A 17,212-nucleotide genomic window follows, 5' to 3' on the forward strand; every position below is an offset into this window, starting at 1 on the left:
TTGTCGTGGAGGGGCAACCGCCGTTGGTTACCGGTGATGAATGCTTAGCAAGAGCTGCGCCAGTTCAGCCAAGCAACTCGCTCATGGCGATGATCTGTTCCGCCACCTGAATCAGTTTTTGCTGGCGGCTCATGGCTTGGCGGCGCATCAGGGTGTAGGCCTCTTCTTCATTACAGTGCTTCATTTTCATCAGCATGCCCTTGGCCAGTTCGATGCGCTTGCGCTCTGCCAACTGCTGGTCACGCGCCTGGAGCTGGGCGCGCAGGGCCTGGTCGCTCTCAAAGCGCGCCATGGCCACGTCGAGGATCGGTTGCAGGCGCTGGGCCTGGATACCTTCGACGATATAGGCGCTGACGCCGGACTTGATCGCCTGGCGCATCACGCTCGGATCATGCTCGTCGGTGAACATCACGATCGGCCGTGGCTGATCGCGGCTTAACAACACCACTTGCTCCATCACATCGCGGCCGGGCGACTCGGTATCGATCAGGATCACATCCGGGCGCACCGTTTCGACGCGCGCGGGCAGGTCGATGGTCAGGCCGGACTCATCGATTACCTCGAAACCGGCCTCGGTCAGTGCGGCCTTGAGCCGGCCGACCTTGCTCGGGGTGTCGTTGATCAACAGGATTCGCAACATCGGGCACCTCCTGTCAGCGCAGAGCCTGGCGGTTCGCAGGTTCGGCCATGGCGTGCAGGCGGAAGCTGCGAGCGTAAGCGGCGGGATCGGAGCCGTCCCAGACCTTGCCGTCGATCAACTGGCTGCTGCGCAAGTCTTCGTTGTTCGCGTGCACGCCCACCGCCCGGGCGGCTTGGCGATACAGCTCCAGTTGCTGTACCTGGCGCGCCGTGCCGAGGTAGTCGGGGTCTTCCCGCAACAGGCCCCAGCGGCGGAATTGGGTCATGAACCACATGCCGTCGGACAGGTACGGCAGGTTCACCTCGCCCTCGGCGAAAAAGCGCAACCCGTGGGGATCTTGCCAACGGTTGCCCAGGCCATCGTCATACACACCGAGCAGGCGCGGCTCTATGCAATCGAGCGGTGCGTCGAGGTAGTCGCGGGCGCTGAGCAGCTGCGCGGTGGAGCGCCGGTTTTCCTGGCTGTTTTCGATGAAGCGGCTGGCTTCCAGGATGGCCATCACCAGCACGCGCGCCGTGTTGGGGTACTGGTCGACGAAGGCCTGGGTGCAGCCGAGCACTTTTTCCGGGTGGTCCGGCCAGATCGCCTGGGTCGTAGCCAGCGTAAAGCCCTGGCGCTGTTGTACCGCGCTGGCGCACCAGGGTTCGCCGACACAAAAACCATCGATTCGCCCGGCTTGCAGGTGCGCGACCATCTGCGGCGGCGGTACGACCACGCTGTCGACATCCTTAAGGGGGTGAATGCCCTGGCTCGCCAGCCAGTAATACAGCCACATGGCGTGGGTGCCTGTGGGAAAGGTCTGGGCGAAGGTCAGTTTTGTTCGGCTTTGGTGCACGTGGCGTTCCAATGCCTCAGGAGTGACCACGCCTTGCTGCTGCAAACCGTGGGACAGGTTGATGCTCTGACCGTTCTGGTTGAGCCCCATCAGCACGGCCATCTCGGTAGGCGTTACGCCGCCGATGCCCAGGTGTACCGCATAGATCAGCCCGTACAGGCTATGGGCGGCGTCCAGTTCGCCGCTGACCAGTTTGTCGCGCAGAGTGGCCCAGGATGCCTGGCGCTTGAGGTTGAGTGTGAGCCCATACGGCTGGGCAAACCCCTGAGTGGCCGCGACCACCAGGGAGGCGCAATCGGTCAAGGCCATGAAGCCCAGGTCGAGGCTGCTTTTTTCCGGAGCGTCGCTGCCGTTGACCCAGGCCAGCGGATCTGAACTCTTCATCAACACCTACCTTTTTCTCTCACAAAAAAGCGCCGTTCCTACAGATGGCCGCGCAGGCCATTGCAGGGTAACGACGCCTTTGTCCGTAAGCCCGCTCCGTCGTTGGTGCGCGCTCAGATACAGAGTGCATAGCAAGGCACATGCCACGGGCTGCCGTCAGTTTTTCATCAAGATTGAGCGCTGCCTGCCTTTCAGTATGGCCACCTCTTAACGTCGCACTGCCGAGGAAAACCCAAGGTGCATGCTGATTCCCCTGCAACGAGGCTCCGCCTCCGGTTGCGCAACGGGCTGTTGTGCGCGGTGCTGTTGCTGGGCAGTTTCGCGGCCTGGGCCGAGGCTTATCAGGCCAGGGATGAAAGCCTCCACGCGCTGTTGGGCGAGCTGTCGGTGGCACTGGGCATGCCTGTCGTGACCAGCCGGGAAGCGGCTGGCAGACGGGTGAGCGGGACGTTCGATTTCAGCGCGCCGCAACAGGCCCTGGAGGCGCTGGCCCGGCAGGAAGACTTGATCTGGCATAGCGATGGGCAAGGGCTGTACGTCTACGCTGCCGCAGAGGCGAGAAGCCTGGCGGTAGGGCTGCGCCATATTGCTGTCGACGCGATGCGTCGGGCAATGCGGCGTACGGGGTTGGATGAGTCGCGCTATCCCCTGCGTGAGAACGGGGCGCGCACGTTTTATGTGTCGGGGCCGCCGAACTATGTCGAGCAAGTCTTGCGGCTGGCCCAATTGATGGACCGGCCACGCCGAGATGTGCGCCTGGGTAAGTTCTCATTGGCAGTGGTGCAGGTGTTCAACACGCATGTGGAGGATCGCCAATACGGGGCCGGCGCCAACCCGGTGCGTTCGCCGGGGATGGCATCAATGATTCTGTCGCTGTTGTCCAGCGAACAGAAAAGATTACTGGCCGACGGGAGCCTTGCCCTGACCGCCTACCCGGATACCAACAGCCTGTTGATCAAGGGCACGCCTGCCCAGGTGCGGCTGATCGAAAAGCTGGTTGCCGAACTGGATGTCCCCAAGCGGCCGAATGAGATTTCGGTCTGGCGAGTGGGCATGGCTCAAGAAGAGCCCACGCCGGCGTCCGGGCCGCCGCCCCTGACTGCGGCGCAGTATGAGCGCGTGCAGCGTGCGTTTGTCCGACCCGGGCGCGAGCCGCCTCCGTGAACCAGCGTGGTTTATTCGCTCGGCAGCGAATTGTCTTACCTGGAGTGGCCAAAAAGCGCCGTTCGAATGGGTTTTTTCCTAACGCGGGCCGTAAGACAGGTTTTTATAGTCGTGAGGTTGGCGGCGAGCCGGTACAGGAAATAAGGATTGGAATGTCAGTAGTCGGATGCAGAGGTGCGCATGCCCGTGATGATTGAGCACGCGACGCAGACCCTCGTCTTTGCCCACTGGACCCTGCACCCTGATGGCCGGTTGACAGGCGGGGAGGCGGATATTCAGTTGCCACCCAAGGAGGGGCAGGTGCTGCGATTGCTGCTGGCCTCGGCCGGCACGCTGGTGACCAAGGACCGTTTGCTGGAGCGGGTATGGCCCCGGGGGGAAGTGGCTGAGGAGTCACTCACGCGCTGCATCTATGCCTTGCGCAAGCATTTGCGCGGCGACAAGGCGTTTATCAAGACGATCTACGGCCGAGGCTATCGTTTTACCTGTCCGGTGCAGGTTGAAGGGTCTGAGCGTGGGCGGTTGACTCACGTGTGTCCGGGCTGTGGGCAGTTGAGCCATGTATAAGCGGTGGGGCCAAGCCGTGTTGTTGAGCCTGTTGATGGGCAGCCAGACGGCGTTGGCTTATTGCTGGGAGGAGGTTGCCGGTCGCTATGACCTCGAACCGGAGTTGCTGCAGGCCATTGCTGCCGTCGAGTCGGGTTATCGTGCCGGGGCGATGAACTACGCCAACCGTAATGGCACGCGTGATATCGGCTTGATGCAGATCAACAGCATTCATTTGCCGCGCTTGCGCAAGCTGGGCATCACCGAAGAGCGGCTGCTGAATGAGCCTTGCCTGTCTGTCGAGGTCGGCGCCTCGATACTCGCCGAGTTTATCCAACGCTTCGGCTACAACTGGACGGCCGTCGGCTCCTACAACGTGGGCGCGGGGGCAGGGCCCAAGCGCGATGCATTGCGCCTGCAATACGCGCAGAAGATCTGGGCGCGCTATGAGGCGTTGGTCGCCAATCGCTACTGACGATTGGGCCGCACGCCTCGCATGCGGCCTATGACCCCGGCTATAATCGCCGCCACCTTTCGCCGCCATCCGAGTCTAGCCCGCCCATGTATACCCTGGCCCGCCAGCTGTTGTTCAAACTTTCCCCGGAAACCTCCCATGATCTGTCCCTGGACTTGATCGGTGCCGGTGGCCGCCTGGGTCTCAATGGCCTGGTATGCAAGGCTGCGGCGAAAGTGCCGGTGTCGGTGATGGGGCTCGAGTTCCCTAACCCGGTCGGCTTGGCTGCGGGCCTGGACAAGAACGGCGCGGCCATCGACGGTTTCGCGCAGTTGGGTTTCGGCTTTGTCGAAATCGGCACCGTGACCCCGCGCCCGCAGCCGGGTAACCCCAAGCCACGCATCTTCCGCCTGCCGGAAGCCGAGGCGATCATCAACCGCATGGGCTTCAATAACCTGGGGGTCGATCACCTGCTGTCGCGGGTGCAGGCGGCGAAGTACAAGGGCGTCCTGGGGATCAATATCGGCAAGAACTTCGACACGCCCGTGGAGCGTGCGGTGGATGACTACCTGATCTGCCTGGACAAGGTCTACGCCCATGCCAGCTATGTCACCGTCAACGTCAGTTCGCCGAATACCCCGGGCCTGCGCAGCCTGCAGTTCGGTGACTCCCTCAAGCAATTGCTCGAAGCCTTGCGCCAGCGCCAGGAAGACCTGGCGGTGCGTCATGGCAAGCGCGTGCCTTTGGCAATCAAGATTGCCCCGGACATGAGTGATGAAGAAACCGTGCTGGTGGCTCAGGCCCTGATGGATTCGGGCATGGACGCGGTGATCGCGACCAACACGACCCTCAGCCGCGTCGGTGTTGAAGGTCTGGCGCATGGGGATGAGGCGGGTGGCCTGTCGGGTGCGCCGGTACGGGACAAGAGCACGCATATCGTCAAGGTGCTGGCGGCTGAGCTGGCCGGGCGTTTGCCGATCATTGCCGTGGGCGGTATCACCGAAGGCAAGCATGCTGCCGAGAAGATCGCGGCCGGCGCCAGCCTGGTGCAGTTGTACTCAGGTTTCATCTACAAAGGGCCGGCGCTGATTCGCGAGGCGGTGGATGCGATCGCGGCGAGCGGGCTTGCGTCGCGCTGAGCTCACTGCGCTCTTTGTCGTGAGCGGGCTCGCCCTAATGCCAGTCAGTTAAGTCTTAACGCTGTCACTGTGGGAGGGGGCTTGCTCCCGATAGCGGTGGATCAGTCGATAAACTGCTGGCTGGCACACCCTCATCGGGAGCAAGCCCCCTCCCACAAGTTATTCATCGTCCGTTCTATTGCTTAACTGACTGGCATTAGGGCTTGCCCCGCGCGGCGGTGTGTCAGGCGGCCCAAACTTACCTGACACACCTCAGCGCGGGGCAAGCCCGCTCACTACAAGAGCAGCAATAAAAAGGGCTCCATAAGGAGCCCCTGGGCCGAAGCCCGCCGCCCGAATGGGGCGTGCGTGGTTAATTCATTACAGCTTCAAAAGTGTCGTGTCGGAGTTAAGTGCCCTGATTAGCCGACGGCGTGAAGTTCGTTGAGTCTGTGGATGCCCGCAGTGCCAGTCATACCGTCCCAGTTGTCGCCGCGTCCTTCTCGCCAGCCGTTGATCCAGGCTTGGCGTACCGACGGTAGAGTAAAAGGGCAAAGCTCACGGGATTTTCCATGAACGCCATATTGATATCCGCGTAAAAATGCTCTTTCCAACGGATCACGCTTAAGTCTTCTCATAGGGTGTTTCCCTCACTTGTTGACTGTCTTGATATCCTTCAGCCTCATCCGAGGCCGGGCAGAGTTTTTCTGCCGTTGGTGGGCTCGCTGCCGGCGTGGCGAGCCAATGTGTCGGCGTCGTTACGGCGCCAACCTGTGTTGAGTTCTAACCAATAGGTCACATGGATTCAATGATCGTTTTGTCATAAGCACGTAACGATAACGATGCTATAGCCATAAGCTGGGATGGCTTTTCGCCCCATTTATCGGGCAAAGCCAGCTATGATGTGCCTTGCGAAGCGGATAGGTTTAATCCTTTAGTGAGAATGTCCGCCCGTTGCAGTCGGTTATTATTCGACGAAGGGTCGGAATATTACTTTCTGTTACAGCCAATTGTTTATCTGCCCCGTCAATTCAAGGCCCAAAAGCCCGGCAGCCGGGGTGGAACGGCACATTCGTGCCACGCGAGCACTCTTCGAGAAAAGTGCTTGATTGAAAACCGAGCCGGCGATGCGTCGCCCGTTCACTGATTGCTGAAAAGCCTGGAATGCCCATGTCGGACCGTTTTGAACTCTTCCTCACCTGCCCCAAGGGCCTTGAAGGCCTGCTGATCGAGGAAGCCGTCGGGCTTGGCCTTGAGGACGCCCGCGAGCACACCTCGGCCGTGCGCGGCATGGCCGATATGGAAACCGCCTACCGCCTGTGTCTCTGGTCGCGCCTGGCCAACCGTGTGCTGCTGGTACTCAAGCGCTTCCCGATGAAGGACGCCGAAGACCTCTACCACGGCGTGCTGGATATCGAATGGGCTGACCACATGGTCCCGGATGGCACCCTGGCGGTGGAATTCAGTGGCCATGGTTCCGGTATCGACAACACCCACTTCGGCGCGCTGAAGGTCAAGGATGCGATCGTCGACAAACTGCGCACCCCGACCGGCGAACGCCCGTCCATCGACAAGATCAACCCGGACCTGCGTATTCACCTGCGCCTGGACCGTGGCGAGGCGATCCTGTCCCTCGACCTGTCCGGCCACAGCCTGCACCAGCGCGGTTACCGCCTGCAGCAGGGCGCCGCACCGTTGAAGGAAAACCTGGCGGCCGCGATCCTGATCCGTGCCGGCTGGCCGCGCATTGCCGCCGAGGGCGGCGCGCTGACCGACCCGATGTGCGGTGTGGGCACCTTCCTGGTGGAAGGCGCGATGATCGCTGCCGACATGGCGCCCAACCTCAATCGCGAACTGTGGGGCTTCACCACCTGGCTGGGTCACGTCCCGGCGTTGTGGAAGAAACTGCATGCCGAGGCCGCTGAACGTGCCGCCGTCGGCATGAACAAAACCCCGCTGTGGATTCGGGGCTACGAGGCTGATCCGCGTCTTATCCAGCCGGCACGCAATAACATCGAACGCGCAGGCCTTAGCCATTGGATCAAGGTGTACCAGGGCGAAGTCGGCACCTTCGAGCCGCGCCCGGACCAGAACCAGAAAGGCCTGGTGATCTGCAACCCACCCTACGGTGAGCGTCTGGGTGATGAAGCAAGCCTGTTGTACCTCTACCAGAACCTCGGCGAGCGCCTGCGCCAGGCCTGCATGGGCTGGGAAGCGGCGGTGTTTACCGGCGCGCCGGACCTGGGCAAGCGCATGGGGATCCGCAGCCACAAGCAGTATTCGTTCTGGAACGGTGCCTTGCCGTGCAAATTGCTGCTGATCAAGGTCAATCCGGACCAATTCGTCACGGGCGAGCGCCGCACGCCCGAGCAGCGTCAGGCCGAACGTGAGCAAGCCGCCTACGATCAAGCCCCGGCCGAGCCGCAAGAGCGCCAGTACAACAAGAACGGTAACCCGATCAAGCCGGCCCCGGCTCCTGTGGTCGAGCAGGCACGCTTGAGTGAAGGCGGGCAGATGTTCGCCAACCGCCTGCAGAAAAACCTCAAGCTGCTGGGCAAGTGGGCCAAGCGCGAAGGCGTGGATTGCTACCGCGTGTACGACGCCGATATGCCGGAATACTCCATGGCCATCGACCTGTACCACGACTGGGTGCACGTGCAGGAATACGCCGCGCCGAAATCCATCGACCCGGAAAAAGCCTCCGCGCGCATGTTCGATGCGCTGGCGGCCATTCCCCAGGCGCTGAACATCGACAAGAGCCGCGTCGTGGTCAAGCGTCGCGAGCGTCAGAGCGGCACCAAGCAGTACGAACGTCAGAGCGCCCAGGGCAAGTTCACCGAAGTCAGCGAAGGCGGCGTGAAGTTGCTGGTCAACCTCACGGATTACCTGGACACCGGTCTGTTCCTCGACCACCGTCCGATGCGCCTGCGCATCCAGAAAGAGGCCGCCGGCAAGCGCTTCCTCAACCTGTATTGCTACACCGCCACCGCCAGTGTGCACGCGGCCAAGGGCGGCGCGCGCAGCACCACCAGCGTCGACCTGTCCAAGACCTACCTGGACTGGGCGCGTCGCAACTTCTCCCTCAACGGTTTCTCCGACAAGAACCGCCTGGAGCAGGGTGATGTGATGGCCTGGCTGGAAGCCAGCCGCGATGAGTTCGACCTGATCTTCATCGACCCGCCGACCTTTTCCAACTCCAAGCGCATGGAAGGCATCTTCGACGTGCAGCGTGACCACGTGCAGCTGCTTGACCTGGCCATGGCCCGCCTGGCACCGGGCGGCGTGCTGTACTTCTCCAACAACTTCCGCAAGTTCCAGTTGGAGGACAACCTCAGCGAACGCTATGCGGTCGAGGAAATCAGCGACAAGACCATCGACCCGGATTTCGCACGTAACGCGAAGATCCACCGGGCCTGGAAAATCACCGCGCGCTGATTGCCGCAGCGCAGTGCACCTGAAAGCCGCAAACCTGAATTTTCCAGGTTTGCGGCTTTTTTACGCTGGTCAAATTCCGGACCGATGGCTATAACTTAATCCCTAGCCAAAGTGACACCCCCGCACGCTGGCGTTGTGAGTGTTGCCTATGCCTTTACCCGCTGCCCGCCCGAAAATCCTAGGCTTTATCAGTGAGCAGGCGTCGGCTTGGCTGGTGGCATTGGTGGTATTACTGGCAGGCTGCGCGCTGACGGCGGTTGTCGCGTGGGCGGCTGCCGACCTTTATCAGCAACAGGTGCGCCAGCGTTTCCAGTTGCTGGTCAATGAACGTTCTACACGCATTCAGGAACGTTTCGAGGACCAGGAGCAACGCCTGGGCAGCCTGCGGCGTTTCTTCATCAACTCCGCTGATGTCTCTCGCGAAGAGTTCGACGGCTTCGCCCAGCCCTTGCTGTTGCATACCCGCGCCTATGCGTGGGCGCCCCGGATATTTCGCGAGCAACGCGCTCCGTTTGAGCAAGAGATCTCCCGACAGCGCGGCAGCCCTTTTGTGATCCGTGAACTCAATGCGGCGGGCAATTTGGCCGCGGCACCCGAGCGCGATGAGTACGTCCCGGTGCTGTACAGCCAGACCCAGAGCCTGCTGGGCTCACCCCTGGGGTTTGACCTGCTGGCCCAGCCCCTGCGCCGATCGGTCCTTGAGCGTGCGCAAAAAAGTCGCAAACCGGCAGTGTCCCAGCCGATGCAACTGGTCGGGGTGGAGCCCGCCTACGCAGCCGGCGTGTTGTTGGTGTCGCCGGTGAGCAAAACCCCGGACGCCGAGCCCTACGGGTTTGTGATGGCGGTGATCAGCATGCGTCAGCTGGTGGCCGAGGGGCTGCCCAAGTCGACACGCGACAACCTGGTGATGCAGATCGTCGACACCTCCGACGATCAGGAGCGTGTGCTGTATGCCTCCAGTAATTCGGTGGGCGACAGCGGCCTGGCCGCTGCGCGCCGGATCACCCTGGGCGACCATGTCTACATCCTGAGCCTGCGTGCCAGTAAGGTATTCGACCAGGCCAACCACTCTTCGATGAGCATGATCCTGACCATGGGCGTGCTGCTCAGTCTCTTGCTCAGTGCCTTGCTTTACGTACTGGTCAGCCAACGCCAGCGCGCCTTGAAACTGGTGGAGCAGCGCACCGTGCAGTTGCGCCTGCGCGAGCAAGAATTGCGCGGCGCCCATGGCCAATTGCGCAGTGTGCTGAATGCGGCGACCCAGGTCGCGATCATCGCCACCGACTTGCGTGGCGTGATCAACACCTTCAATGCTGGTGCCGAGCAAATGCTGGGGTTCAAGGCCGAACAGGTGTTGGGGCAACTGAGCCTGGACAGCCTGCACCTGCCTTCGGAACTGGAAGCCCGGGCCGTGCACTTGAGCGCGGCGTTGGGCAAGCGTATCGCACCCTGCCAGGCGATGCTGGTGGAAAGCCCGGACAGCCAGCATGAAGCCCGTGAGTGGACCTTGAGGCGCGAGGACGGCAGCCACTTGACGGCCAATATGCTGCCGACGGTGTTGCTCGATGAGCACGGTCTGTGGATCGGGCACCTGGCGATCTACCGCGATGTCACTGAGCAAAAACGTGCCTACGAGGCCCTGGCGGCACGCGACCGTTTGCTGAAAAAACTCAGCGCCCATGTGCCCGGTGGAATCTTCCAGTTCACCGTGGAGCCTCAGGACCGCTGGCGCTTCATCTATGCCAGTGACGGCATGCGCGATATCTATGAAATCGAACCGGGCGTGTTGCAGCAGGATGCGAGCAGCGTTCTCGAGCGTATCCATCCGTTGGACGTGGAGCGGGTGCGCAACTCGATTCGTCTGTCGGCGTTGCAGTTGAGCCATTGGCGCGAAGAGTATCGGGTGCAACTGCCGCACCGGGGCCTGCGCTGGATTCGCGGTGAGGCCACGCCGGAAGAGTTACCGGGAGGCGGTACGTTGTGGCATGGCTATGTGTCGGATATTTCCGATCTGAAGCGGGTCGAGGAAGAGCTGCGCACGCTGTCGATTACCGACGCGCTGACGGGTATCCATAACCGGCGCTATTTCCAGGATCGCGTCAAGGCGGAGATGATCCGGCTTAACCGGACCTGCGGCGCATTGTCATTGATCATGTTCGATATCGACCATTTCAAGCGGATCAACGATCAGTACGGGCATGGCGTAGGCGACGGGGTTCTGCAGGAACTGTGCAAACGCGTACTTCAGCGTCTGCGTCGCAGCGATGTGTTTTGCCGTCTGGGTGGCGAAGAGTTTGTGGTGTTGTGCCCCAATACCGATGGCGACCAGGCCTACAGCCTTGCGATGGCGCTGTGGGAGTCGCTGCGCTGTACGCCGATGGAGACGGTGGGCATCGTGACCGCCAGCTTTGGTGTGGCCAACTGGCGGGTCGACGAAGGGGTTGATGGGTTGTTGCTGCGTGCGGACTCGGCGGTGTATGTGGCCAAGCAGGCGGGCAGGGACCGGGTAGAAATGTGTGGCAGGGGCGGTGCGCCGAGTCGATTGAATCGCGAATCCGGTGAGTCAGCCAAAATCTGGGGTGACTGACCGCCCGAATTCGCGAGTCTCCTGCCGGGTCAGAGCACCGGCGCTGCAGCGCTCAGTTTCGGCTGGCGATACAGGTCCAGCAATACCTGATCCAGCACCGACGAAGCGCCCCACGGCTTCGAGTCGTTGAGAATGGCCACCACGACCCAGGTATTGCCATTGTTGTCCCGGCTGAACCCGGCGATAGCGCGCACGGTGTTCAAGGTGCCGGTTTTGACATGGGCTTCGCCGCGCAAAGCCGTGGTCTTCAGGCGTTTACGCATGGTGCCGTCGGTACCGGCAATCGGCAGTGAGCTGATGTATTCGGCCGCGTAAGGGCTTTTCCAGGCGGCTTGCAGCATGGCCGCCATTTCGCGGGCACTGACCCGTTCGGCGCGGGACAGGCCGGAGCCGTTTTCCATCACCAGGTGAGGGGCGGTGATGCCTTTCTTCGCCAGCCATTGGCGTACTACGCGTTGCGCCGCCTTGGCATCGTCGCCATCGGCATCGTTGCGAAACTGTGCACCCAGGCTCAGGAACAACTGCTGGGCCATGGTGTTGTTACTGTATTTGTTGATGTCGCGGATGATTTCCGCCAGGTCCGGCGAGAACGCACGGGCCAGCACCTTCGCATCCTTGGGCACCGGTGCCTGGATATCGCGGCCTTGGATCGTGCCGCCCAACTCCTGCCAGATCGCGCGTACGGCGCCGGCAGTGTAGGTGGCGTGGTCCAACAGCGACAGGTAAGTCTGCGAACTGCAGCCATCACCCAACTGGCCACTGACCGTAACGGTCACGCTGCCATCGGCCGCAGTCGTGGGGTTGTAGCGTACGTCGCCGGTGCATTGCTTGGCATTGTTCGCCTTGACCTGATTGTCGATGCGGATGCTCGCGATCGGTGGTTCGACCGACACGATCACCCGGCCTGAGTCGTTGCGGGTGACAAAGCGCAGGGCCTTGAGGTTGACCAGCAAGGCATCGGGCTTGACCAGGAACGGTTTGTTTTCGTCGTTGCCGTCGTCATTGAATTCCGGCAGTTGTGGCTGGTTGAAGAAACTGCGGTCCAGCACCAGGTCGCCGGTCACTTGCTGTACGCCGTTGGCACGCAGATCGCGCATCAGCAGCCAGAGTTTTTCCATGTTCAGCTTGGGGTCGCCACCCCCCTTGAGGTACAGGTTGCCACGCAACACGCCACCGTTGAGGGTGCCGTCGGTGTAGAACTCGGTCTTCCACTGATGATTGGGGCCGAGCATTTCCAGGGCCGCATAGGTGGTGATCAGCTTCATGGTCGAGGCCGGGTTCACCGAGACGTCAGCGTTGAAAATGGTCGGCGTGCCTGGACCGTTCAACGGCAGCATCACCAGAGACAGCGAGGTGTTCTGGATTTTGGCTTTCTGGAGGGCCTGCTGAACATTCGGGGGCAGGGTGTTATTGACGGGGGCAGCGGAGACGGAAAAGGCCAGTGGGAGGAAAAAACCGGCAATGAGCACTGAACGTAAAGATTTGATCATAAGGAATAAAACCCTGCTGCTGAGGAGGGTGAAAAGGTGAGGGGTAAATAAGAAAAATCCCTCAATGGTCATGAAAGTGTCGGCATTATGCCCCAAGGTGCATGCCGTTGTAGCTGAACGATAGCGGGTAATTGGCGTTTTTTTCAGGCACGGGACCGCTCTGCCGGCGAATTCGGCTGGTGAGCGCTTTGGATATCAAGGATTGAAGGCTTTGGAAGGGCAGCCCTGCGGCGTGCGGCTTGTAGCGAGGGGTGAGGCTTAAACAAACAGGGCCATCACGAAGGATGGCCCTGATGGCGATCAAGCAACAGGGTTGATCGGCTTTTCCGGGTACCACACGTCCAGCAATGGGCTGACTTCGGCTTTGGTCAGTTCATCTCGGGACTTGAGCCAGGCTTCAACCTTGGCACGCTGCTCTTCGCTGACCGAGCCACGCTTCTGCAGGCAGACCAGACCGTAGTCGTCACCGCCGACGTAGCCCAGGCCGTTGGCTTCCATGGCTTCTTTCAGGAACGCGTCGAGAAATGCATCGATTTTATCGTCAGCCAGATTTTCCTTGAATTCCAGGTTCAGCTCGAACCCCAATTCCTGGAACTCGTCCACACACAGTTTTTTGCGCAGACGCTGGGAGCGGTTAGTGGCCATGAAAACATTCCTCTTAATAAATATCGGTGCGCACTCTACCAGTTAATAGGCCTGACTGCCCCATTTGCGTGCTATCACCGTCTGCCGCCGGGCAGAAAACCGATGTTTGCCGGGGCGGTAAAGTCTGCCGGGGTGGGCTTGATAAACAGTGGTTTGTACCACTCGGCGGGTCTTTTTAACCGTTTATGCATGGCTTCATGGTGGTGTAATAAATCCATGCTGCCGCGATGCCATGACTGACCCTTGACGGATACCCACTTATGCCAGCTCCCTTGATTGCTGTAGAAACTTCTCCCGACTTGCCGACGGATGCTGATGTCGTGGTGATTGGCGGTGGAATCATCGGTTCCTTTACTGCTTATTACCTGGCCAAGCGCGGCATGAAGGTCGCCCTGGTTGAAAAGGGCCGCATAGGCGCCGAGCAATCGAGCCGTAACTGGGGCTGGTGCCGTCAGCAAAATCGCGATGCGCGCGAGCTGCCGATGTCTACCAAGAGCCTGGAGCTGTGGGAGCAGTTCGCCGCCGAGACCGGCGAGCAAACCGGCTTTAACCGTTGTGGCCTGCTTTACCTGAGCAACGACGAAAAGGAGCTCGATATTTGGGCACGTTGGGGCGAGTTCGCCCGTTCGGTCAACGTCGAGACCTATATGCTGACGGCACAGCAAGCCGCTGACCGCGGGCGGGTGACCGGCAAACCGTGGAAAGGCGGGGTCTACTCACCCACCGACGGCATCGCCGATCCCTCCCGCGCCGCCCCGGCGGTCGCCCGCGCGATCATGGCGCTGGGCAGCACGGTGCATCAGGACTGCGCGGTCCGGGGCGTGGAAACCGAAGGCGGTCGACTGTCTGCGGTGGTCACCGAAAAAGGCACCATCCGCACCCGGCTTGCCGTGCTCGCCGCAGGCGCCTGGGCTTCCTCGTTCTGCCGCCAATACGGCATTCGTTTTCCCCAGGCGACCATTCGCCAGACCGTGCTTCGCGTGTCGCCTCCAAGCCTGGAGCTGCCGAGTGCGCTGCACACTACCTATGCCTCGATGACACGCCGTTTCGATGGCAGCTACACCCTGGCGATCAGTGGGCGCGGGCGTGTCGACCCCACTCCGCAGTTGCTCAGCTTTGCACCGCAGTTCCTACCGATGTTTCAACGCCGCTGGCGCAACCTCGCCGTGGGTGGCTTCGAGGGCGCGAAGGCGGGCCATGAGGGCTGGAAGCGTTGGCGCCTGGATGCGCCGACGCCGATGGAGAAGATGCGGATTCTGGATCCGACTCCGGACGCCTCGGCGGTCAAACTGACCTACCAGCGCGGCACGCAATTGATACCGGCGCTTAAAGACTCAACGGTGACTGCCGCCTGGGCGGGGTATGTGGACAGCACGCCGGACGGCGTCCCCGGCATCGGTGAAATGGCCAACCTGCCCGGGCTGATATTAGCGGCAGGGTTCAGTGGGCATGGGTTTGGTATCGGGCCGGGGGCGGGGCATCTGATTGCGGACATTGTCAGTGGCGCGCAGCCTATCGTGGACCCGACGCCTTATCATCCGGACCGGTTCAAATCATCGGCGTGGGGCAAAGTCGCGGATTTCTGAAATCGTGGATATCTGAAGTGAATATCTGAAAAGGGGGCTTGCTCCCGATAGCGGTGGGTCAGTTGACCCTCTGCTATCGGGAGCAAGCCCCCTCTTGTTTACAGTGGATATCAGGCACCGAATCCGACAATGGCCTTGGTCTCCAGGTACTCCTCAAAACCCTGCACGCCATACTCCCGGCCATTCCCCGAACGTTTGTAACCGCCAAAGGGCGCCATCGGGTCCCAGGCCGGATGGTTCAGGTGCACCTGCCCGGCGCGAATGCGCGACGCCACGGCACGCGCAAGCTGGATGTCCTGCCCCTGCACATGCGCGCCCAACCCGTACACCGTGTCATTGGCGATGGCGACGGCTTCATCGAGGCTGTCATACGCGATGATGCAGAGCACCGGGCCGAAAATTTCTTCCTGGGCAATGCGCATGCTGCTCGCGACTTCGGAAAACACGGTCGGGCGGGCATAGAAGCCTTTGTCAAAGCCCGGTACGCGCCCGGGGCCACCGCAGACCCGTTTCGCGCCTTCGGCGATGCCGGCTTCGATCATGCTCTGGACACGCTCGAACTGTGCCTGGTTGGCAATCGGGCCGAGTACGGTGTCCTCCGACTGCGGGTTACCGACGACGATGCCATTGGCGGTGGCCGCTGCCAGCGCTTCGACTTCCGCCAGCCTGCTCCGGGGCACGATCATCCGCGTCGGGGCGCTGCAGGATTGCCCCACGTTGCGAAATGCCGACATCACACCCAGCGGCACAGCCTTGGCAAAGTCCGCGTCGGGCAGCAGCACATTCGGCGATTTACCGCCCAACTCCTGGGTCACGCGTTTCACCGTCGGCGCGGCCGCTTGCGCCACCAGCGCGCCGGCGCGGTTGGAGCCGGTGATGGAAATCATATCGATGTCAGCGTGCGCCGCCATGGCAGCACCTACCTCGTGGCCACTGCCATTGACCAGGTTGAACACCCCAGGCGGCAGGCCGGCATCGTGCACCAACTGGGCGAACAGCAACGCGCTCAGCGGCGACAGCTCGCTGGGTTTGAGCACCACGGTGCAGCCGGCGGCAATCGCCGGGGCAACCTTGGCGGTGATCTGGTAAAGCGGCCAGTTCCACGGGGTGATGAGCCCGCATACGCCGATGGGTTCGCGCTCGATCGCGGTGCTGCCTTCCAGCGTCTGGAAGCGATAGTCGGCCAGCAGATCACGTGCGACGCGCACGTGTTCGGCCGCCAGTGGCACCTGCATGGCCCGTGCGAAACCTATCGCCGCGCCCATCTCCAGGCACAGTGCCTGGGCCAGCTCTTCCTTGCGTTCCAGGATCAGCGTATGGATCTTGCCCAGTACGCGGGCGCGCTCCGCAGGGGCGCAAGCCGCCCAACCGGGAAACGCCTCACGCGCCGCTGCAACGGCGCGATCGACATCTTCGGCGGTGCCGCGCGCCACCTGCGCCACCTCCTGTTCGGTGGCCGGGTTGATCACCCCGAGGCTGGCCGGAACAGCCGGCGAAACCCACTGGCCATTGATGTAGAACCTGGCCAATACGTGGGCATCGACGCTGGGGTGGTTCGAAGAGTGTGTAGTCATGTTCAACGGGCTCCCTGGAGCGATAACGGGCGTTGCAAACTTATTTCACCGCGTAAACCTTGCGCACATACACCGAGCCGCGCCAGGCACAGGGCGCGCCTTTGGCGACGAACACGGTGTCTCCGGTGTTGACCGTCAGATCGACACCCTCAGCGTCCTGAAGCGTCATGTTGCCTTCGATCAGGTACATCAATTCGTGCAGCTTGTGCGGGCGGCCGTGGCGGGCATAGGGCGTCGAGTCCCAGATGCCGACGCGCAGTTCGGTGCTGGCGTCGTCGAACAGGTTGTTGGCGCGGCATTGCGGCGCAGGGCCGATCAGGATGTGTGTGTCGGGTGCGGCTGACGGGTTGAGCTGGGCACGCGGATCGAGCCAGGTCAGGCCGGGGCGCAACGGGGCGTCGGCAAGGTCCACGGCGCAGAAGGCCCAGCAGGTGCCTGGAGTCGCCTGCAGGGTGAGGCGGGTGCCACGGCCGATGACCGCGCTGTCGCCGACGCCCAGTTCCAAAGTCTGCTCGGCGCTGTGCAGCAGGACTGAGCCTGCGTGAACCACCAGCGTTTCGCTGTGGGGGAAGTCTTCGATCACCGCTTCGCCGCTGAACGCGACCAGGCCGGCAGACACGCCGTCGTCGCTCAGCCAGGCCAGCCGGCGGGTGTTGCCGAAGGGGTCGAGCGTGCTCAGGGCCGCGTTGCGCAAGGGCGTGTCGACAGGGCTGCCGTCAGCGCGAGCGAGCATGAGGATACGGGGGGGGAACAT

The 17,212-nt window shown here is 61.8% G+C and carries 14 protein-coding genes; 7 read left to right on the top strand and 7 right to left on the bottom strand.

The genetic code is table 11. From position 1 onward, the window contains the following. Window positions 1–64: 64 nt before the first annotated feature. The gene (locus tag C9383_RS27125; protein WP_060756216.1) at window positions 65–640 is read right to left on the bottom strand and encodes an ANTAR domain-containing response regulator; all 576 of its coding nucleotides are present in this window, start codon (window positions 638–640) and stop codon (window positions 65–67) included. A 13-nt stretch (window positions 641–653) separates the two neighbouring features. After that, window positions 654–1,859 carry a CmpA/NrtA family ABC transporter substrate-binding protein gene (locus C9383_RS27130; protein ID WP_090369299.1) on the bottom strand — a complete coding sequence of 402 codons (1,206 nt, stop codon included), beginning with the start codon at window positions 1,857–1,859 and terminating at the stop codon, window positions 654–656. A 276-nt stretch (window positions 1,860–2,135) separates the two neighbouring features. On the opposite strand from C9383_RS27130, the gene C9383_RS27135 reads away from it, so the two are divergent. From C9383_RS27135 to C9383_RS27150, 4 genes are all read left to right on the top strand, one after another. After that, entirely contained in the window at window positions 2,136–3,023 is an 888-nt protein-coding gene (locus C9383_RS27135) for a secretin N-terminal domain-containing protein (RefSeq protein ID WP_235863223.1), read from the top strand. Window positions 3,024–3,203: 180 nt separating this feature from the next. Next, window positions 3,204–3,590 (top strand): winged helix-turn-helix domain-containing protein, encoded by a 387-nt coding sequence (locus C9383_RS27140; RefSeq protein WP_090369303.1) that lies wholly within the window; start codon window positions 3,204–3,206, stop codon window positions 3,588–3,590. Continuing rightward, entirely contained in the window at window positions 3,583–4,044 is a 462-nt protein-coding gene (locus C9383_RS27145; protein WP_162843523.1) for a transglycosylase SLT domain-containing protein, read from the top strand. The genes C9383_RS27140 and C9383_RS27145 overlap by 8 nt, the downstream gene beginning before the upstream one ends. An 86-nt stretch (window positions 4,045–4,130) precedes the next feature. After that, complete coding sequence (locus C9383_RS27150; protein ID WP_060756211.1) at window positions 4,131–5,162, top strand: quinone-dependent dihydroorotate dehydrogenase; 1,032 nt, start codon at window positions 4,131–4,133, stop codon at window positions 5,160–5,162. Window positions 5,163–5,563: 401 nt separating this feature from the next. Here C9383_RS27150 and rmf read toward each other — a convergent pair whose 3' ends face one another. After that, window positions 5,564–5,779, bottom strand: a complete 216-nt coding sequence (gene rmf, locus C9383_RS27155; protein ID WP_002553055.1) for a ribosome modulation factor — start codon at window positions 5,777–5,779, stop codon at window positions 5,564–5,566. A gap of 532 nt (window positions 5,780–6,311) precedes the next feature. Here rmf and rlmKL point away from each other — a divergent pair. Beyond that, window positions 6,312–8,576: a bifunctional 23S rRNA (guanine(2069)-N(7))-methyltransferase RlmK/23S rRNA (guanine(2445)-N(2))-methyltransferase RlmL gene (gene rlmKL / locus C9383_RS27160; protein ID WP_090369306.1), complete on the top strand. Its 2,265-nt coding sequence runs from the start codon at window positions 6,312–6,314 to the stop codon at window positions 8,574–8,576. Window positions 8,577–8,724: 148 nt separating this feature from the next. Beyond that, on the top strand, window positions 8,725–11,163 hold the full coding sequence (locus C9383_RS27165) for a sensor domain-containing diguanylate cyclase (RefSeq protein ID WP_090369308.1): 2,439 nt from the start codon (window positions 8,725–8,727) through the stop codon (window positions 11,161–11,163). A 29-nt stretch (window positions 11,164–11,192) separates the two neighbouring features. On the opposite strand, the gene dacB is transcribed toward C9383_RS27165, so the two are convergent. Then, entirely contained in the window at window positions 11,193–12,653 is a 1,461-nt protein-coding gene (dacB, locus tag C9383_RS27170; protein ID WP_060756209.1) for a D-alanyl-D-alanine carboxypeptidase/D-alanyl-D-alanine endopeptidase, read from the bottom strand. 300 nt (window positions 12,654–12,953) lie between these two features. Further along, a complete protein-coding gene (locus C9383_RS27175) occupies window positions 12,954–13,298 on the bottom strand; it encodes a YggL family protein (protein WP_060756208.1) in 345 nt (114 codons plus the stop codon). A 260-nt stretch (window positions 13,299–13,558) separates the two neighbouring features. On the opposite strand from C9383_RS27175, the gene C9383_RS27180 reads away from it, so the two are divergent. Continuing rightward, a complete protein-coding gene (locus C9383_RS27180; protein WP_090369310.1) occupies window positions 13,559–14,884 on the top strand; it encodes an NAD(P)/FAD-dependent oxidoreductase in 1,326 nt (441 codons plus the stop codon). 110 nt (window positions 14,885–14,994) lie between these two features. Here the strand turns inward: C9383_RS27180 and C9383_RS27185 are convergent, their stop codons facing one another. After that, a complete protein-coding gene (locus tag C9383_RS27185) occupies window positions 14,995–16,458 on the bottom strand; it encodes an aldehyde dehydrogenase family protein (RefSeq protein ID WP_090369312.1) in 1,464 nt (487 codons plus the stop codon). Between the two features lie 40 nt (window positions 16,459–16,498). Beyond that, the gene (locus C9383_RS27190) at window positions 16,499–17,212 is read right to left on the bottom strand and encodes a cupin domain-containing protein (protein WP_090369314.1); all 714 of its coding nucleotides are present in this window, start codon (window positions 17,210–17,212) and stop codon (window positions 16,499–16,501) included.

The organism is Pseudomonas palleroniana (assembly GCF_003031675.1).
Lineage (GTDB): Bacteria > Pseudomonadota > Gammaproteobacteria > Pseudomonadales > Pseudomonadaceae > Aquipseudomonas > Aquipseudomonas palleroniana.